The 19,151-nt window shown below is 64.1% G+C and carries 16 protein-coding genes; 5 read left to right on the forward strand and 11 right to left on the reverse strand.

Going from position 1 to position 19,151, the window contains the following annotated elements; translation table 11 throughout:
* Positions 1–135 precede the first annotated feature (135 nt).
* Both EHF32_RS15320 and EHF32_RS15325 read right to left on the reverse strand, forming a co-directional pair.
* Entirely contained in the window at positions 136–918 is a 783-nt protein-coding gene (locus EHF32_RS15320) for an ABC transporter ATP-binding protein (protein ID WP_137418990.1), read from the reverse strand.
* Positions 919–934: 16 nt separating this feature from the next.
* Positions 935–1,888, reverse strand: coding sequence for an ABC transporter substrate-binding protein (locus EHF32_RS15325; protein WP_238343743.1), 954 nt, complete (start codon positions 1,886–1,888; stop codon positions 935–937).
* Between the two features lie 85 nt (positions 1,889–1,973).
* Between EHF32_RS15325 and EHF32_RS15330 the strand changes: the two genes are divergently transcribed.
* From EHF32_RS15330 to EHF32_RS15345, 4 genes are read left to right on the forward strand one after another with little or no spacing between them, the layout of a single operon-like run.
* Positions 1,974–2,978 (forward strand): FecCD family ABC transporter permease, encoded by a 1,005-nt coding sequence (locus EHF32_RS15330; protein ID WP_238343744.1) that lies wholly within the window; start codon positions 1,974–1,976, stop codon positions 2,976–2,978.
* The gene (locus EHF32_RS15335) at positions 2,975–4,024 is read left to right on the forward strand and encodes a FecCD family ABC transporter permease (protein WP_137418992.1); all 1,050 of its coding nucleotides are present in this window, start codon (positions 2,975–2,977) and stop codon (positions 4,022–4,024) included. The genes EHF32_RS15330 and EHF32_RS15335 overlap by 4 nt, the downstream gene beginning before the upstream one ends.
* Before the next feature lie 46 nt (positions 4,025–4,070).
* A complete protein-coding gene (locus EHF32_RS15340; RefSeq protein ID WP_238343745.1) occupies positions 4,071–4,814 on the forward strand; it encodes a siderophore-interacting protein in 744 nt (247 codons plus the stop codon).
* A gap of 26 nt (positions 4,815–4,840) precedes the next feature.
* On the forward strand, positions 4,841–5,821 hold the full coding sequence (locus EHF32_RS15345) for a hypothetical protein (protein WP_137418993.1): 981 nt from the start codon (positions 4,841–4,843) through the stop codon (positions 5,819–5,821).
* A 258-nt stretch (positions 5,822–6,079) separates the two neighbouring features.
* On the opposite strand, the gene EHF32_RS15350 is transcribed toward EHF32_RS15345, so the two are convergent.
* Complete coding sequence (locus tag EHF32_RS15350; protein ID WP_137418994.1) at positions 6,080–7,207, reverse strand: glycoside hydrolase family 5 protein; 1,128 nt, start codon at positions 7,205–7,207, stop codon at positions 6,080–6,082.
* Positions 7,208–8,485: 1,278 nt separating this feature from the next.
* Here EHF32_RS15350 and EHF32_RS15360 point away from each other — a divergent pair.
* Complete coding sequence (locus EHF32_RS15360) at positions 8,486–9,454, forward strand: O-antigen ligase family protein (RefSeq protein WP_161594143.1); 969 nt, start codon at positions 8,486–8,488, stop codon at positions 9,452–9,454.
* 10 nt (positions 9,455–9,464) lie between these two features.
* On the opposite strand, the gene EHF32_RS15365 is transcribed toward EHF32_RS15360, so the two are convergent.
* The 8 genes from EHF32_RS15365 to EHF32_RS15400 all read right to left on the reverse strand — a co-directional run bounded on the left by EHF32_RS15365 (position 9,465) and on the right by EHF32_RS15400 (position 18,987).
* Complete coding sequence (locus tag EHF32_RS15365) at positions 9,465–10,223, reverse strand: glycosyltransferase family 4 protein (protein ID WP_137418997.1); 759 nt, start codon at positions 10,221–10,223, stop codon at positions 9,465–9,467.
* A 437-nt stretch (positions 10,224–10,660) separates the two neighbouring features.
* Positions 10,661–11,971 carry an oligosaccharide flippase family protein gene (locus tag EHF32_RS15370; RefSeq protein ID WP_137418998.1) on the reverse strand — a complete coding sequence of 437 codons (1,311 nt, stop codon included), beginning with the start codon at positions 11,969–11,971 and terminating at the stop codon, positions 10,661–10,663.
* A 65-nt stretch (positions 11,972–12,036) separates the two neighbouring features.
* Entirely contained in the window at positions 12,037–13,038 is a 1,002-nt protein-coding gene (murB, locus tag EHF32_RS15375) for a UDP-N-acetylmuramate dehydrogenase (protein ID WP_137418999.1), read from the reverse strand.
* On the reverse strand, positions 13,035–14,336 hold the full coding sequence (locus EHF32_RS15380; protein ID WP_137419000.1) for a UDP-N-acetylglucosamine 1-carboxyvinyltransferase: 1,302 nt from the start codon (positions 14,334–14,336) through the stop codon (positions 13,035–13,037). The genes murB and EHF32_RS15380 overlap by 4 nt, the downstream gene beginning before the upstream one ends.
* Before the next feature lie 10 nt (positions 14,337–14,346).
* Positions 14,347–15,162: a WecB/TagA/CpsF family glycosyltransferase gene (locus tag EHF32_RS15385; protein ID WP_202876827.1), complete on the reverse strand. Its 816-nt coding sequence runs from the start codon at positions 15,160–15,162 to the stop codon at positions 14,347–14,349.
* On the reverse strand, positions 15,155–16,159 hold the full coding sequence (locus tag EHF32_RS15390; protein ID WP_137419001.1) for an NAD-dependent epimerase/dehydratase family protein: 1,005 nt from the start codon (positions 16,157–16,159) through the stop codon (positions 15,155–15,157). The genes EHF32_RS15385 and EHF32_RS15390 overlap by 8 nt, the downstream gene beginning before the upstream one ends.
* Positions 16,156–17,508, reverse strand: a complete 1,353-nt coding sequence (locus EHF32_RS15395) for a UDP-glucose dehydrogenase family protein (protein WP_137419002.1) — start codon at positions 17,506–17,508, stop codon at positions 16,156–16,158. The genes EHF32_RS15390 and EHF32_RS15395 overlap by 4 nt, the downstream gene beginning before the upstream one ends.
* 24 nt (positions 17,509–17,532) lie before the next feature.
* A complete protein-coding gene (locus EHF32_RS15400) occupies positions 17,533–18,987 on the reverse strand; it encodes a sugar transferase (RefSeq protein ID WP_443189877.1) in 1,455 nt (484 codons plus the stop codon).
* Positions 18,988–19,151 lie beyond the last annotated feature (164 nt).

Genomic DNA, 19,151 nt, shown 5'->3' on the forward strand with positions numbered 1-19,151 from the left:
ATCTTCCACCTGTAAAGAGTCTGCCACCGACCTCAGACATCGAGCCGGGCGGCGTCTTCTCCGGCCGGAAGCAGCTGCTTCCGACGGGGAATGAGCATCGCACGGGCCTCGGCCATCGACCGTGCTCGGGTGGGGCTATCGGCGCACGACCATCGGTGTCTGCGTGACCGGGTCCGGGATCACGACAGCGTCGATGCCGAACACCGCACTCACGCGGTCCGCGGTGATGATCTCGGAGGGAGAGCCGGTGGCGATCACACGACCGTCCCTCATGAGGATGAGCGTGTCTGCGTAGCGCGCGGCCTGGTTGAGGTCATGCAGGACGGCCACCACCGTCTTGCCCTGCCGGTTGAGCTCTTTGAGGATGTCGAGAAGCTCGTACTGGTGGGCGATGTCGAGGAAGGTCGTCGGCTCGTCGAGCAGGAGAACGGGCGTCTGCTGCGCGAGCAGCAACGCGACCCACACCCGCTGGCGTTGCCCGCCGGACAGTTGATCGACGTAGCGCTCGGCGAGATCGGCCGTGTTCGTCGCGGCGAGGGCGTGACGAGTGGCTTCGTCGTCGGCCGAGGTCCAGCGCTGCAGCGCCGAGTGGTGGGGATACCGGCCGCGCGACACCAGATCGGCGACGCGCATGCCCTCCGGAGCGATCGCGTCCTGGGGTAGCAGCCCCATTCTCCGAGCGAGCTCTTTCGAGCCGTATTCGCGGAGTAGCCGTCCGTCGAACAGCACCTTTCCGGATTCGGGCGTCAGGACGCGTGCGAGCGTGCGCAGCACGGTGGACTTGCCTGAGGCGTTGGGTCCGAGAATGACGGTGAAGGATCCCGGATCGAGGGCCAGGTCCACGCCGTCCACCGCGATCTTGCCGTCGTAGGCGACAACGAGATCGCGTGCTTTGAGCGCCGGGGGCGGCGTGGACATGGCGTACCTCTCCGTCTCAGCCGAGCAGCTTCTCGACCTGGTCGATCACCAGGTTCGCGCCGATCACGCCGATGCCCACCATCCAGGTGTCGTCGTCGACCGAGAACGCCTTGTCGGCGGCGGGTGCGGGCAGCGCGCCCCAGAGGCCGGTGATCCGCGCCTCGGTGGTCGCGGACGGGTCGCCGCCGGGGCTCGTGTAGAACACCACGTCGCCGTCGATCTGCTCGTAGAGCTCGGGGCTGAGCTCCATCATCGAGTACTCGTTCCAGTCGCGGTCCGCGCCGAGGTCGAAGCCCATGTCGGTCAGCAGTGAGCCCGAGAACGTGCCGGGTCCGTAGAGACGGAAGTTGTCGGTGCGAAAGCGCGCGATCGATGCGGTCGTGCCGGACGCTCCGACCTTCTCGCCCACCTCGGCGGCGCGGTCTTCGACGCCCTGGATGAGTTCGTCCATCTCTGTGGACTGGTTCACTGCGGCGGCCGTCAGTTCAGCCTGCTCGGTCCAATTCGTGCCGGTGTCCTCGGAGAAGACGGTGGGTGCGATCGCGGACAGCTCTTGGTAGAGGGCCTCGTGGCGCACCTTCGATCCGATGATGAGGTCGGGGGCGAGGTTGGCGATCGCGTCGATGTCGGGCTCGGCGATGAAGCCGATCGGCTCGGTTCCGTCGAGCTCGTCGGCAAGATAGGCCGGGAACCCGCGGCCGGCGCCGATCTCGGGTGCACCGACGGGCGTGATCCCCAGCGCGACCAGGGCGTCGATCTGCGGCGAGTCGAGCACCACGATGCGCTCGGGGACCGACTCGAACTCCGTTTCACCCATCGCGTGCTCGACGGTGTAGCCACTCTGCCCGGCGGCAGATGTGGACTCGTCGGTCGACGGGGTGCTGGCGCACCCCGCGGCGATCATGGCGACGGCAGTGAGCGCGCCGAGAGCGGCGAGCGGGCGAAGGTGGGGGCGAGAGATGCTGTTCACGACACCACACCCTATTCAGGTTTGGTTAGGCTAACCAAATATGAGATTGAGATCCGTGGGCGGCGGGCGGCGGCAGGAAACGGGTGTGGTCTCTCGTCTACCGGGCGTGTTCGCGATGAGTCTGGCGCCCGTCGCACTCCTGTTCGCGTTGGCGCTGAGTCTCGCGGTCGGCGCGCGTTTCGTGCCGCTCGATGAGGTCGTGCTCTCGCTCTTCGGGCAGGGTGACCAGAACGTGCTCAACATCGTCGGGGAGCTGCGGGTCACCCGCACCGTGAACGCGGTGATCTGCGGTGTCGCGCTGGGAGCCGCCGGCGTACTGATGCAGGCTCTCACGCGGAACCCCATCGCCGATCCGGGCATGCTCGGAGTCAGCGCGGGTGCGTCCTTCGGCGTGGTCGGTGGGATGGCTGTGTTCGGAGCGCTGGGCGTCGGTGCGACGGTGTGGCTCGCGCTGGTCGGAGCGGCGCTCGCCGCATCCGTGATCTTCTGGTTCTCGGGCACCCGTTTCGCCGCCGGCTCGCCGGTGCGGCTCGTGCTCGCCGGTGTCGCCTTCTCGGCGATCCTCGCGGGCGGCTCGCAGGCCATCGTGCTGACAGACGAGACCGTGCTCGATGCGTTCCGCTTCTGGAGGGTGGGGTCGCTGACGGCCCGACCGGTCGAAGAGGCGTTGCCGCTGGTGGCGTTCATCGTGGTCGGGGTGCTTCTCGCCCTCGTGCTCGGACCGGCGTTGAACCTGTTGGCGCTCGGTGACGACAGCGCGACCGCGCTCGGGGTGCGTCCGGGCGTCGTGCGGGCGCTCGTGCTCGTCGCCGTCACGCTCCTCTGCGGCACCGCGACCGCGATCGCCGGTCCGATCTCGTTCGTGGGACTCGTGACCCCGCACCTGGTGCGTCGCATGGTCGGACCTGATCTGCGACTCGTGCTGCCGCTTTCGCTGTTCGCCGCACCCGTGATGCTGCTGCTGGCCGACACGCTGGGGCGGGTCGTCGGAGGAGGGGGCGAGGTGCAGGTGGGTATCGTCACCGCACTGATCGGCGGGCCGCTGCTGGTCGCCTTCGTCGTCGGCCGCCGTGGTGGGAAGCTCTCGTGAGCACGCGCGCCACCGCCCTCACTTCCGACGACCGCGTCGTGCGCGGCGCGCGATGGTCGCTGCGGTTCCGTCGCCGCACGCTTGCGGTGAGCAGCATCCTGACGGCCGTGCTGCTGGTGCTGCTGGTGGCGGCGCTGATGATCGGCGAGTATCCGGTCACGCCGGCGGCGTTGATCGACACGCTGCGTGGGCATCCGCCCGCGCGTCTCGATGAGTTCTTCGTGCTCGGACGGCGGCTGCCTCGCAGTCTTGTGGCGATCGTCGTGGGCGCCAGTCTGGCGGTCGCGGGGGCCGTGTTCCAGAGTCTCACCCGCAACCCGCTCGCGAGTCCCGACGTGATCGGCATCAGCAGCGGTGCATCGGTGGGCGCGGTGGTGGTGATGGTCGTGGCGCATGGCTCGCTCGCGCAGGCGGCGCTGGGAGCGGTTGTGGGCTCCCTGCTCGTTGCGGGAGTGATCGCGCTGCTCACCGCGCGGTCGGGTCTGCACGGCGTGCAGTTGATCCTCACGGGGATCGCTCTCTCTGCGACCGCGATGGCCGTGGTCGACTACGTTCTCACGCAGGTGTTCGTCGCCAGCGCGACGACCGCCCAGACGTGGCTGGTCGGTTCGCTCCAGGGTCGCGGGTGGGCAGACCTCGTGCCGGCTCTCGTCGCCCTCATCCTGATCGTTCCGCTGCTCGTGTGGGCCGCGCCCGGCGCGCGGATGATGGCTCTCGGCGACAGTGTCTCGACATCGCTCGGGGTGCGGACGGTGCGGGTGCGATGGATCCTGCTCGCCGCCGCGACACTGCTGGTGGCCGTCGCCGTTGCGACGGCCGGACCGATCTCGTTCATCGCCCTCATCGCTCCGCACATCGCGCGGCGGCTGGCGGGAGCTACCAGTTTCGTCGCCGCGGGTCTCATGGGTGCACTGTTGCTTCTCGCGAGTGATCTGCTGGCGCAGAACCTCTTCTCGGCACCCATCCCGGTGGGCGTCATTACGATCACCGTGGGTGGCGCGTTCTTCCTCTGGCTGTTGTGGCGAGAGGCGGCGCGGCGTGCCTGAACGGGCGGCGCGCGCTGGCACGCGTCCGCGGCGTGAGAGAGCCCGCGTGTTCGCGGCAGAGGTGGTCGGGGTGCAGGAGCTGACTCCACGGATGCGGCGGTTGACGATCGCCGCGTCGGAGTTCGCCGACTACGCGCCCACCGGCCCCGACGAGTATCTCGGGCTTCTCCTGCCTCGTGACGAGGGCGCCCCGCTCGTGCTGCCAGCGGACGACGAGGCGCAGAACATCCGTGCAGCGGTCGCCGCCATCCCATCGGACGAGCGGCCCGATCTGCGCTGGTACACGCTGCGCGCGCACCGTGCGGAGGCGGGCGAGATCGATGTGGATGTCGTCGTGCATGGAGACGAGGGGCCCGGCACGCGTTTCGCGAGACGCGCGCGGCCGGGGTCGGTGCTCGGAATCCGCGAGGGCTCTGCTCTATACGGGCCGCTGCCGCGGGTGCGCGCTCGGGTGCTCATCGGCGACGAGACGGCCATTCCGGCGATCGCCCGCATCCTCGAGCAGACCGATGCGCCCGAGACGCAAGTGTTCGTCGAGGTCGCCGACGCCGCAGAGAAGCAGGAGCTCGCGAGACCGGTCACCTGGATCGAGCGTGCGGGCGAGCGGCCGGGGGCCCGGCTGCAGCATGCCGTGCGCCGTGCCGAGCTGCCCCCGACGATCGACGATGCATGGGTCTGCGGGGAGAGATCGGCCGTGCAGGAGCTGCGCCGTCACTTCATCGATCGCGGTGTGTCGAAGGAACGCATCACGTTCTCGGGATACTGGCGCCTGGGTGAGGCGAGAGGCTGACCGCGTCATGCGCTGGGAGGAAACCGATGTTCGCCGTCGCGGCGGCCTTCGCGCTCACGGCGATGCTGGCGTCGGGTTGCACGGGAGACGGCGAGGCGGGAGCGTTCGCGGCGGAGTTCGGCGACGATGCCGCGGTCGCCTCGGTGGAGCTCACGAGCCACGACAATCAGCCGTTCACCGGTGGCGTGAGCGGGCAGGTCGTGGCGCGTGCGGGGCTCGCCGATCATGAGTTGTCGGCGCTCGCCGATCGGCTGAGCTCGTACACGCGGGAGAACGGCGAGCGGATGCGGGGGCTGGTGTCGCTGCTCGCGGACGATGTCGAGCTGATCGTCACCGGGCACTTCGAGACGGATGCGGCCGCCGTGGAAACGGCGCTCGCTCTCCGCGCCGATGAGCGCGTGGTGTCGGCGGAGATCGCGGAGTCGTTCATCGCCCTCGTCGGTGCCGACGTGGGCGCAGCGGTCGAGCTGATCCGTGGCCTGCCGGAGCTGGCGGCGACGGCTCCGCCCGAGTCTCGCTCGGAACTGTTCGTCCGCACCGAGGATCGCGCCGTGGATGTCGCAGACGCGCCGCAGCGGGTCGCGGGCGCGCTCGCCGCCTGGGACGCCCTCGTCGCCGAGGTGCCGCTGACGGGGATGAGACTGCGCGACGCTGCGCTCGTCGTGACGCTGGCGCAGGAAGCCGACTACGCGCGCGCTGCGGAGCGCGCCGCCAGCCTGTTCCCGGAGGCCGAGCCGCGGCTGGCGTTCGCGAGCGACATCATCCGGCTCGGCGAGGCGGATGGCGCACGTGCCCGCGACCTCGTCGGACGGCTCGATGACTCAGAGCTGGAGCGCATCGCGTACGTGGGGGAGTCAGGTTCGCGGCTACAGATCGCGGTGACGTCGAAGCATCACCTGGATGCGGTCGCCCGTTCGGTCACCGCCGCGCTGCCCGTGGGAACGACCGAAGCGTGGGTCGTGGTCGACGGTGACTCCGAGTCGAGGGTAGACCTCTTCGTGCCGTAGGCGGCTTACCGTGATCGGTCGCGCAGGGCGTGGTGATCGCCTTGGCGAACGCCGTCGTCTGGTAGGTGAACTGGTATGCCCAGTCGCCAAGTGACAAATGCTCATCGACGCCGATGACTTGGACATCGAGGTCGGGCGCACACCGCGCGAAGATGTACCGCGTCCGCGCCACGTGCGGGGTGAACGTGATTACGGCCACCTTATGCACTTCGTGCGTGCGCGCGTAGTCGACGAGCATGAGCGCCTCGCCCTTCGGGGCTAGAGCTTGTGCGTGGCACCGCGAGCTCTCCCGGAGCTCAAGCGAGAGTTGTGTCGTTGGAGGACCATAGCCTGGGGTCCGCTGGAGTCGATCGTCATGGGCGCTGCGCCGGATGAGGCGTAGGCGAAGTAGCCCCCGACGTGCGACAGTGAGGATGCCGCGAAGTAGGTGACGTCGAGATGGTCTGTGTCGGCCATCGAATAGAACTCATCGAAGGTCCCTGTCGTTTCGGAAGAGGCGTGTGTCTTCCAGCCCACTTCACCGACGCTGCACCGGACCTCCCATCGGTTGCACCAAGCTTCGAACGTGGCGAGTGCGGTGAGGACGTAGCTCGGCGTCGCGCCGTGCTGGTAGAAGTGTTGCGAGTACTCGACATTGTTCTCGGGGTCGCGGATCCACGGGCCTCCGGGTGCGATGGAAGCCAGAGTTGCAGAACGCCCGCCAAGAAAACCCTCCACCCACAACCGATGACGGTCCCCGGTTCTTCGTATGGCGTCAGTCGCGGCTTGTGTGCCGAGTTCGTACTCGGCAATGCCGATTGACGCGTGTGGCTCGTTGAAGAGGTCATACGCCTCGACCCACTGATCTCGACGGAATGCTTTGGCAAGGATCGTCCAGACGTGCTCGATCGCCGCTCGTGATATGCCCGCGCCGCAGGCGACCGCCCCTGCCGACGGTGTCGGCCCATCCCAGGGATACGTACACCCGTTGTGGAGGTCTATGACCGTGTGCATCCCAGCGTGGGCCGCCCTTGAGACCTCGGTGCGAATGAGAGCAATGTAAGCATCACTCTGAGGCCCTTCGATAGCATCGATGGGGGCCACGCCAGTTGGGATCGGGATCACTCGTTGCCAGGAGACCGCCAGTCTTACAATCTGGAATCCGCGGGCGGCAAGATAGTCGAAGGAAGCCTGTGAGTCCGGTCGTGTGTCCGCATCGCTTAGGTCCCGTTCCTGCTCGAGTGTGTAAATGTTGACGCCGTGAAGCCCTGATTGATCGTCATTCCAGCCCTCTCCCTGATGCCGAAGCGTCGTCTCATGGCTGGACAGGGTTGGGCAGATCAATGTGGTGATCGCAAGCGAGGCGATCAGGATCGCACAGATAGTTCGGAGCGATCGTCGCGTCATCCTTTAATCAGAGATCGAGTGGCTATGTGGCCGCTCGGAAGAGATGATGACTCAGGTGACTCGCCCTCCGCACCTAGCGGCTGGCGTTCAGTGCGCGGCGGTAGAGCACGGCGTAGCCATGGCCTTGACGAATCCGCCAGTCTGGTAGGCGAACTGATATGCCCAGTCGCCGAGGCTCAGATCCTCGTCTACTCCAACTACTTCGATGTCAAGATCCGGTGCACACCGTTCCATGATGTATCGCGCTCGCGAGACGTGCGGCGTGAACGTGACTACGATGACTGACTCAATGTCGTGGCTGGACGCGTACCGATTGAGTAACCGAGCTTCCCCCTTAGTCGTGAGCGGCGTCGGCTTCGAGCACTCGACATTCGGGGCCTCGCAGATTGGCATTCTGGAGGCCTTATAGTTGCTTTGCCCGCGTTCGCTCGCTACCGAGATCAGTACGGAACGAGCCCTCCCGTTCGAAAGGAGGGCAAGTGCCTCGTCTATGCGAGCATCGCTCGCCGGGCCCAGAACGAATACTAGATCCGCGGGGCGCGGTTCGTCCGTCGTGGGGAAAACGTACGCTGCCAGGCCGCCACCAAGGCAGAGCACTGCGAAGAGCAGCCCTGAGATGAGAAGTGTTGTTCGCATGCGCCGACGTCGTACGGACTCTGCGAGGTCGCGCGGCTTCACGTCTCCAAGCTATCTCTCTCTTATGAACAGCGCGTTTCTTGTGAATGGAAGCCGCCGACCGCCTCGCCAGGGTCATGGGCGCTCGCCCGACCCACTTGAGAGATACCGGGCTTGTGGAGGGGTTACGTCACGCCGCGGAAACGTTTGCGGGCTAGGCTAGGCCTGGTACGTCGCCTGGTGCGCGTCTGCGACGACAGAATTCCCTGTAGTGGTGGGACGTGGGTCGATGATTCCGCGGCGCTGGGTCGAGCGAGAGATTGCAGGTGTGGCTGGATGACGCTCTTGGCCAATCGCAGGCATGGAGAACCCGATCTGGCGCGGTCGATCCAGTCGTGGCGGGTTGCTGCGCGCATCATCATCGTCCTAGCGTTGATCCTTGAGATGCAGAGTCCGCGGCTCGTAGGCAACACGCGCATGAGCCTCGCGGTTTTTGTCTTGGGAGCCTGTGCCCTACTTGTATTTCGCGCGCGGAGGGTAATATTCAATCTCCGTTTACTCTTCTGTTGGCCGCTATTGGCGCTATTCGCATACTGCGTGTGGTGTCTGTTCAGTCTTATATGGTCGGCGACTCCCAGCGAGACGTTACTGCAAGCTGGGCTTTTGATCGTCGGCCTGTTGGTTGCGATATCGTATGCCGAGATCCCCCCTGTAGTATTCGTGCAAGAAGTTGTGCGGGTAGCCATAATTCTCGCCATCGTTTCGTGGCTGATGGTGCCCGTTCTTCCACACGTTGCCGTTCTCCCGGATATCACTTGGCGGCTCAATGGACCGATGCAGCACTCGCAGCGTCTCGCACTTGTTGCTGGCTTCGCCCTTCTGCTCGGCCTCGCAATGATGCTTAGGTCCGTCCCATTTCTCGCCTCTCGGCGTAGGGAGCTGGGCGCGCTGGTGCTGCTGGGGCTCACTCTGGCCGCTACACAGACGCGGGCGAACACGGCGTTTGTGCTCATCATCTGCGTGATACTTGTCTTCTTCCGTATTCCAGGGTGGACAAAGATCTTCGCTGTCCTGGCGGCCGGACTCATTATCTGGTACATCGTCGCGAATTTTGATGAATTGCTTGCGTCTGTTGGTCGCGACGGATCGAACACGATGACCCTCACAGGCCGAACCGTTATCTGGACCAATGCGATCTCAATGATCGAGGTTCATCCGGTGTTCGGTTACGGTTTTGCCAGCTTCTTCAGTCCGTTGACGGCGCATTTCTTCTCTTCGGGGTACGTTGCACCCCACGCGCACAATACGTGGATTAATGCGACTTTCGAGACTGGTTTGGTCGGATCTGCAATTCTTTCAGTGTTCTTGCTGGGTGCATTGCTCAGCGATCGTGGCTCGAAACTCAATTCGGGTTACGTGTGGCCGACCGTTCTTTTCGCGATGCTTTGTGGATTGATGGGTATCGTCTATGGCGGCAAGATTGGGACATTCTGGGTGCTTATCACTATCATGGTGGCACAAGCGACGCATCAGCGGCTCGCCCTTAAAAGAGGTGCCGCCTTTGACGCTTCAGAACTACTCCTGACGCCACGTCGACGGAAAGCTATGAGTAATAGCAGGATTCGTCGATAACGTAATGTTCTTAGCTCGAGCGACGACTACGCGTCACAGAGACTATGACAGCACTAGCGTTTAAGATAAAATCAACCGGATGATGGTGAGTTGACTGATCCGATTCGTACACGGTCGCGTATCTGCGGATGGCTGCCTCAATCGAGTACTCATCGGCGATCGTCCGAGCGATCGTGGCGTCGGCTCTGAGGAAGGCGGTGGCCAACTCCCGCGGGCTCTGAGCGATGGCTAGCTTGTTTCGCTCGGAGAAGTTCGTCGCGGCGAGGTCGCGCCAGTTATGACCTGTGACTGCTGCGGGGAGTTGAGATTCCGCTAGTGGCGTGAAGAGCGTAACTCCGGCCATGGCGGCCTCGACGAGATTCCTCCCGGTGCCCACAACTGCGTCCGCGACAGGCAGAAGTTCCGCCGCGTTCGTCGTCATGGCGGGGTCTGTGATTACGAAGTCCTCGCGCCCTCGCAGAGACATGATCTCTTCCAGCACTAGTTCGTCCTGAACGACACCAAGGATCACAGCGGAGACCGTAATGCCCTGCTCGCGCAGCAGCTTCGCGAGCTCGAACGTTTGCAGGATGGAACTGCGATAGTACGCGCCGATGCGGCAGATCCTGAGAATGATGGGTGCGTCGCCGACTTGGTTTCGCAATCGTAGTACGCGGTCTTCGCGAAACTCCGGAGTCGCTGTTCGCTGAGGAATCAAATGGAAACGGGACCGTCTCAGTGATCTCCTTTGCTCAAGATTCTGAAAGTTCTCCGCGCTGAAGCAGATCACGTCAGGAGCTTGTGGGAAGTACCTTCCCGGATTCGGTCCGCCAGGCTTGGTCAGGTATAGCTTGGCACCCGTCCAGAGTGCGCCCCAACGAGAGAAGAAGTAGGACTTATTATCGAATGCATGAATATGTGTGGGCTTGAAGGCCCTAATGTGGCTGATTACCTCTCGAAAGAATCTGTGCAATGATAGCGCGCTGAAGTCTATTCGTGACACGGGTACGCTCGCGGCTCGGAGCGGGGCTGAGTCCACGTCGCCGATCAGTAAGATCTCAACAACAGTGCTGGGGTGCGCCGCCGCGAACGCAGTTGCAATCTCCCTGACGCTATAGTAATGGCCCCCATTTCCTGTATTTGATGACGAGTACGCGGATACAACGTAAAGGATGCGGTTGTGTTCGCGCTCTGATGTGGAAGTGTGCTGCACTTTGATCGTCCTTCTTAGTTGTCGTCGGAGCGGCGTTTCATCAGCGTCCGCGCGACGGCTTTCCAGGAGGCTTGAATGTCGGTGCGGCGGAATAAGAAGAAGTCTGTCCACGGAACGCCGTACTTCCATGCCGCCGTCGTTGCGTAACCGACGTATAGGAGCAGTTGCCCAATAACCACGGCGAGCGCGCCGCCGGTGACGCCGAGGGGTTGTACGAGAAAATAGGCAAGTGCTGTCGTGATTGTCACGCTCATCGCGATCACTGGCGTGCCGAACAGAGGGCTTCCGGTCCCAGCGATAGTCGGGTAGATGATCTTGCTCGCCGCAGCGGGGGCAAGGCCGAAGGCGAGAAGCTGGAGGGCGGGGGCTGCTCCTCGGTAATCGGAACCGAGCAGTACTTGCACGACTATGGGCGCGGCGAAGTACAGAACAATGGCGAGCGCGAAAAAGAACCAGAATAGCCACGCGGATAGGCGAGCGCTGGCGGCGATGGTCTTCTTCTTATTGTCGGTTCGTGCGGCGTTGGAGAAGAGAACCATTCCTAGCGCTGTCGCCGCCTCGAGGAAGATTTCATTCACTCTGGACGCTGCATAGAACTGTCCCGCGGCGGCGTCGCCGACGCTTGCCTGAATGAAGAACATTGAGATTCGGGTACAGAGCGTGATGAGGAAGAGATTCATCGCAAACACGATTCCGTACCGAAGCATTGATGGCAGAAGTCTGAATCGCGTGCGAATCTGCCCCCCTTCCCGCAGTGCGAACCAGAGGGCGGAGGGAACTGCTATTAAGTAGCCGAGCGCCTGCGCCCAGAGTGCTGACATCAGGGTCATCAGTCCAGTCACCGCGAGAATTGCCGCAATCACCATAAGGGCAGTCTTTGGCGTGGTGTCTGTAGTTGTAAAAGCTCGAATACGACCCTGTCCAAGCGGGACGCCCTGGAGCAACATGATCAATATGGCCGCCGCGACGCTGATGCAAACAACGAATGCGAGACCGTTGACGTCGGCATCGGGTGCGTCGGGCGCAAGCAAAAGCCAGACGATGAGTGCGGAAACGCCCCCCAATAGCGGCCACAGGAGGAGGGTCGTCAGGGTCGCTTCCCGTGCCGTAATGATTCCTCGGCCGATGTTGTATGCGATGGACTGGCGTAGGCCGAGGCTTCCCAAGGTCGCCGCAAGGGTCACGCTTGTCGCTACGATGCCGAACCAGCCGAATTCAGACGGTGTCAGGAAGCGCGCGATGAGAATGAACGCGACGAACTGGGAGACTCGAATCAGACCCTTTCCGAACAGCACGGTGAATGCCTGTGCCGCCAGTTCCTTCACCTAGCGCCCTCCACATTCAAAGAATCCAATTGGGTTGAGGGAGTGGGTACGCCACTCGAGTCGACTCAACTCTGCCATCGCTCTGCCGCGCTGATGTGGGCGGGACGCACTCGTCCGTCGACCCTGACGTGCCGAACCTCGCATGGCATGTCGAAGCCGGTCTCGCGTTCAACCGTCGCGCGAACAGTCTCGATAAGCCAGAGGACGTCGTCTGAGGTCGCCCCGCCAATGTTATTGATGAAGTTGGCGTGCTGCGTCGACACGACGGCGCCGCCGCGACGCAGGCCCTTCAAGCCAGCCTCTTCGATCGCGCGGCCGGGCGGGCCGACAACGGCGTACATCTTCGGGTCAGACAGGAAGGTCGATCCGCAGTTGGGCTCATCTGACGGGAACTTGCGTGCGCGCTCGGCGCGGATCGAAGCCATTTCCTGTTCGATGAGCTCTCGGTCGCCACGTTCGAGTCGAAGCGTGGCGCCGACAATGACGCTGTCGTCGTCCTGAAAGATCGAGCGGCGATAAGCGAACCCCGCGTCATGTCCTTCGATGGTGCGCTCGCGCCCGTCGGAGTCGACGATCGACACCGTGGTGACGTTCTCTCCGATTCCACGGCGCTGTGTGCCGCCATTCATCGCGATGAGCCCACCGAGCGTTCCGGGGATCCCGACGACATGTTCAATGCCGCTGAGGCCGGCGGCTCCTGCCGCTGAAGCGAGGTCCGGGACGCTTACTGCTGCGCCGGCGGTGATAGTCGTGCCGCTGATTGTGAAGTTGCGCATCTCACCGCCCAGGCGGAGGACGACACCCGAGAATCCGGCGCTGTCGAAGAGAAGGTTGGAGGTCTCGCCGACGATGATGAGCGGTTCGGTGCGGTCCCTCATCAGTGCCAGCACTGCGGCAACTTCTTCGCTCGTGCGCGCGACGACGTACGCAGCAGCGGGGCCGCCGATCCTCCAACGTGTGAGGGCGTCGAGCGGCTCGTCAAATCGAACGCTCCCGGCGGTGATCTCCGCCAGGGCGAGTCTCAGCTCTGGCTGCAAGGCGCTCTGTCGAAGCTTAGGCATCGTCATCCCTCATGGATTGAGATGTCCGCACCGAGGGTCCTCAGCTTGTTCTCGAGGTTGTTGTAGCCGCGCAGCGCCATCTGGACGTTGTTGATGCGCGTCGGGCCCTCTGCGCACAGGCCGGCCAGGACGACGGCCATCGATCCGCGAAGATCAGTGGAGTTCGCTGTTCCGGCGCGGAAGGAGACCGGGCCTCGGGTCGTGATCTTTCCCCGCTCGGCATCTATGTGCTCTGCCGGAATCAGCTTGGCGAGCTCTGCTGCGAAAGCGATTCGCTCGGGATACCGGTAGTCGAAGATTCGAGATGTGCCTTCGGCGCGTAGCCCGAGCATGACGTAGAACGCCTGCATGTCCGAGATCACTCCCGGGTGCGATCCGCAGGCGAGCTCGAACGGCTGGATCGCCCCGGATCGCAAGCACTCGGTCGTAACGTGCACCGACCGTGAGTTGCGGAAGAGATCGATGCCGGACTGTTCGAGATGGATCAGCGGAACCTCCATCGCATCGAACGGTACGTCGTCGATCGTGAGCGCACCGCCGGAGATCGCCGCATAGACGATCCAGGTGAGCGCCTCGATGCGGTCGCTCATGACTGCCATGTGGGCGCCCGACAGTGGCCCCCCAGCACCGTCGATGACGACGTGGCTGGTTCCCGTGACGGTGATCCGAGCCCCCATGCGGCGAAGAAGCTCGATCAGGTCATGGACCTCGGGGGTGATGTAGGCGTTCTGGATGATCGTCTGACCGGTGGCGACACTCGCGCTGATCAGAGCGTTCTCGGTTCCGCCGACCGTCGTGATGGGGAAGTCGATGGATCCGCCCTGCAGGCCGGTCGGACCCTCGATCAGGATGTGATCCGCCAGTTCGGTGACCTTGCAGCCGAGCGCCTCCCACACCAAGATGTGCAGGTCGTAACCTCTGCTGCCGGCGTCACCGGGGCCGATCGGGCATCCGCCGGGGTAGGGGATGCGCGCGACCCCAGCACGCAGGATCTGACCCGCGGCGAGGAGGTACGTCGTCCGAATCGGCAGGTCATACTGGTCGCGTGTGAGCAAGGGGGCGGAAAGTCCGGACGCATCGATGCGGAGCGTCTCTGCGACGGGGTCGACATCGATTCGCGCGCCCAGATACTCGCAGAATCTGATCTTGTGGCCGACATCGACCAGCTTGGTCGGGAAGTTCGCGAGTTCTACGGGATCGTCCGAAAGCAGGCTGGCGGCCAGCAGGCGCGTGGCGGAGTTCTTTGCCCCGCTCACTCGCACGCGGCCGACCGGGGGGATCCCGCCGTTGATCAGTGCATACATGAAATGTCTCCTAGAGCTCGTCGTGTCGGGCTCGACGCGGGCGTCGCCAGTCGGTGTGCCGCGCGATCCGGTAGAACGCGTACGGATTGGTCGTGGCATAGCGCCAGATCAGACGCTTCGGGTCATCGAGGGTGCGGTAGAGCCACTCGAGGCCGACAGCCTGCATCCATCGGGGGGCGCGGGGGGCGTCGCCGGCCAGGAAGGCATACAGGCCACCGCATGTCTTGAGCCAGCCCACGCCGGGGAGCTGATCGCGCACCTCGACACACCAATGTTCCTGCCGAGGCTTCCCTAGAGCGACCCAAACCACATCAGCCTTCGACGCGAGAATCTCCTCGAGCACATCGGCTGTATCTTCAGGTCCGAAGTACCCGTGGTGGCGTCCGACGACGTCCAAGTCGGGGTACATCTCTCGCACGCGGGCAACGGCAGCAGCGTTCTGTTCTTCGGAAGCGCCGAGGAAGAAAAACCTCAAGCCCTCACGCGAGGCCGCCAGCGCCGCATCGTGGAAGAAATCAGTCGTCGCGATTCGGTCCGGGAGCCTGCGCCGGGTCAGGCGAGAAGCCAGCACGACGGGCATGCCGTCTGCATGGATGACGTCCGCGTTCTCCATCGTCTCCATGAACGCAGCGTCCTGGCCCGCCAGCGCGATCCCCTGGCCATTGGACGAGAAGACGAGCTTGGGCGCCCAGCTCGACCCGGCCGTCCGGGCGGCGCGGCAGTCTTCGACCATGCGTTCTGCCAGCGCTGCTCGGCTCACGCTGACGGTGTCGAACCCACCGATGCGAATGGTGGGGAGCTCGGAGACGGGGGATGTCTCAGGCATGTGCGAAGTACTCCTTGTACCAGTCGACGAACTCGTGCACGCCGCGCTCGACCGGGGTTGTCGGGACGTAGCCGGTCAATTCGTTCAGGAGTGTCGGATCCGCGTGAGTAGACCTCACGTCGCCCTGTTGCATCGGGAGCATCTCGCGCACAGCTTTCGTGCCCATTGCCGCTTCCACCGTTTCGATGAACGTTTCGAGAGCAATCGGATTGCCTCCGGCCAGGTTCACCGTGCGCCAAGGGGCGATCGGTGAAAGGGAGTCGTGCTGAGAAACGGGCTCGCCGACACGAGGGGGGACATCGCGAAGTCGAACGATCGACTCGACGAGGTCATCGATGTACGTGAAGTCACGTTCCATCTCACCGAAGCCATAGACCTGAATGGGCTCGTCGCGCTGGATCCGTTCGACGAATCTGAACAGTGCCATGTCGGGTCTTCCCCAGGGCCCGTACACAGTGAAGAAGCGGAAGCACGTTGTCGGGATCCCGTGCAGGTGTGCATAGGAGTGCGTCATCGACTCACAGCCACGCTTCGTCGCGGCGTAGAGCGACACCGGGTAGTCGGTCCGGTCCGTTTCGGTGAAGGGCTGCTTCTCGTTCCCGCCGTAGATCGAAGAAGTGGACGCGAACATGAAGTGCTGCGGGCGATGAACCCGAACCGCTTCGAGGACGTTGAAAGTTCCCGAGAGGTTGGACTGGATGTAAGCGCCGGGATTCTCGAGGCTATATCGCACCCCGGCCTGTGCCGCGAGATGGATGACCGTCGTCGGACGGTGTTCCTCCATGGCCTGGAGCAATGCTCCTTCGTCTTCAAGCATCGCCTCCACGGAGACGAAGCGGTCGTAGGAAGCGAGCAGTGCGGCTCGGTCGCGTTTCAACCGGACATCGTAATAGGGAGTGAACCCGTCGAATCCGACGACGGTCTCTCCGCGCTCCAGCAAGCGAGATGCGACATGGAAGCCGATGAACCCGGCGGAGCCTGTGACGAGGACCGTCAAGCCGTGACCTCCGGTGCCGTGAGGATGTCGCGGTTCTCGTCGCCGCGGCCGATGCTGCTGTAGGTGAAGCCAGCAGCTTCGAGTTCCTCGCGCCGATAGACGTTGCGCAGGTCGACGAACCCGTGTCCCGTCATCGCCGACTTCAGGCGGTCCAGGTCCAGCGTGCGGAACTCGTTCCACTCCGTCACGAGAACGACGCAGTCCGCGCCCTCCGCGACGTCATAGGGATCGGAGGCGAACTCAATCCCCTCGATCACCTTGCTCGCCTGGGCCATTCCCTCAGGATCGTAGGCGCGAACGCGTGCTCCACCATCCAGGAGACCCTGAGCGATCGAGATCGCCGGCGCATCGCGCATGTCGTCAGTGTTCGGCTTGAAGGTCAGGCCCAAAAGTCCGATGGTCCGCCCGCGGACATTGCCTCCGCACGCGGCGATGACTCGTCGCGCCATCGCCCGCTTGCGCTGATCGTTCACCGCGACGGTCGTTTCGATCAGGCGAAGCGGAGCGTCGTTGTCTTGGCCTGTCTTGACGAGGGCAAGGGTGTCTTTCGGGAAACAAGAGCCGCCGTAGCCAGGCCCGGCGTTCAGGAACTGCTTGCCGATCCGGTTGTCGAGGCCGATCCCCCGGGCAACGGCCTGAACGTCGGCGCCGACCTTCTCGCAGAGGTCTGCCACCTCGTTGATGAAGGTGATCTTCATGGCGAGGAACGCGTTGCCCGCGTACTTGATGAGCTCGGCCGTGCGCCGGCCGGTGAACATCAGCGGTGCGGTGTTGAGCGAGAGCGGACGATAAACCTCTTCCATGACAGCGATGGCGCGGTCGTCCTCCGTGCCGATCACCACGCGGTCGGGGCGCCGGAAGTCGTCGATGGCGGCACCCTCGCGAAGGAACTCAGGGTTGGAGACCACGGAGAAGTCAGCACCCGGGTTTGTTTCCCGCACGATGCGCTCGACCTCGTCACCCGTTCCGACCGGCACCGTCGACTTGGTGACGATGACCGTGTAGCCGCTCAGTGCCGCTGCGATCGACTTCGTGGCCGCGTACACATAGGAGAGGTCGGCGTGACCATCGCCGCGACGGGACGGGGTTCCGACCGCGATGAATACGACATCTGCCTGCGCGACGGCGGCGGTGAGATCGGTGGTGAACTCGATGCGACCCGCCATGTGGTTCGTTCGAACGAGATCTTCGAGTCCGGGCTCGAAGATCGGGATTTCGCCGTCGTTCAACCGCGCGACTTTACTCTCGTCCACATCGACACAGATGACCGAGTGGCCGAAATCGGCAAAACAGGCGCCGCTGACCAGGCCGACGTATCCCGAGCCGATCATCACAATTTTGAGGGACATGGTGGATTCGCTCTCTCGCAGGTATCAGTGCGCCGTCTCGCCGGGGGCGAGCGCGGCTTTGGCGGTCTTGGTGAGGATGACGAAGTCGCCGAGCAGTGACCAGTTCTCGACGTAGGAGAGGTCGAGACGCACGGTCTCTTCCCACGAGAGGCTGGAGCGGCCGCTCACCTGCCAGAGGCCGGTGATGCCCGGCTTCACGAGGAAGCGGCGGTGCACGTGCGTGGCGTACTGCTCGACCTCGTTCGGCAGCGGCGGGCGGGGGCCGACAAGCGACATCGAGCCGCCGATCACGTTGAACAGCTGCGGCAGCTCGTCGAGGCTGAACTTGCGCATGATGCGCCCGATGGGCGTGACGCGCGGGTCGTTCTTCATCTTGAACAGCACTTCGTTGCCCGAGTCGATGCCCTCTTCGCGCCGCTGGCGCTGCAGGTTCTCGAGCAACTCCTCGGCGTTGGTGACCATCGAACGGAACTTGAGCATCGTGAACTCGCGACCGCCGCGTCCGATGCGCGTCTGACGGAAGAGCACGGGGCCCTCCGACGACAGACGGATGCTCATGGCGAGGAAGGCGAGAACGGGACTGAGCAGGACCACGCCGATCGTGCTCGCGAGGATGTCGACCGTGCGCTTCAGGAAGAGCTGGCCCTTGCTGAAGCGCGGCGTCTCGACGTGGATCAGGGGGAGTCCGGCGACGGGGCGGGTGTGCAGGCGCGGGCCTGCGATATCGACGATGCTCGGCGCGAGCACCAGGTGCTGGCGGCCGGCTTGCAGCCCCCAGGAGATCTCTTTGACTTTCGTGGGCGGGAGCTCGTCGGTGCTGGTGACGGCGACCGTGTCGGCGCCGGCGCGCTCCATGGCGCGGTCCACCGCGTTCACGCTTCCCATCATCGGGATGTCGGTTCCCGGAACGAGAGCGCCGACCTTGCCCGTGGGCGTGCACGCGCCGACCACCTTGTAGCCGGCGCTCGGCGTGCGGGCGAGCTCACGAGCGATGTTCGCCACCGACTCGACCGAGCCGACCAGCAGCACGCGGGCCGCGTACTCGCCGACCGACCGCTGCGCGATCAGCCACTGCCGCCAGAGCCAGCGCACGACGAGGAGCACGAGGATGCCGAGCGGCAGGCTGATGAGCAGGAATCCTCGCGCAAGGTCGATCTGGAAGAGGAAGGCCACGATCGCGACTGCGCCGAACAGGCGCAGACTCGAATCCGCGACGCGCACGTATTCGGACGAGCCGGTGCCGAACACTCTGGGGCTACGGGAGTCGCTCCACGACAGAGCCCCCATCCACGCTATGACGAGAACCGCCGAGAAGACCCAATAAGACAGATCGCTCCAGCGGTGGTCCAGAGCGATGGTGACCTGAGCATTGCCGAGGCCGAACCATGCGATCTGGGTTCCAAAGACCACCCACACGACCGCGAGCAGGTCGCTGATCCACAGGCGCCGCTGATAACCGCGGCGCCAGTTCTTCGGCATCCGCTCGGAGGTCTGGATCGGGCCGGTTGTGAGGGCTTGGCGGGCCGCATCCGAGATGACGGGCTGCGGAGACGTTGCCGGAGTCTTGGGGAGCAGGAAATGGTCGGGAAGAGACGGTGACGCGTTCTTCGCTATCCGCGACTCCGTCGTCGCGTCGACCTCGA

The organism is Microbacterium sp. RG1, assembly GCF_005347485.1.
Lineage (GTDB): Bacteria > Actinomycetota > Actinomycetes > Actinomycetales > Microbacteriaceae > Microbacterium > Microbacterium binotii_A.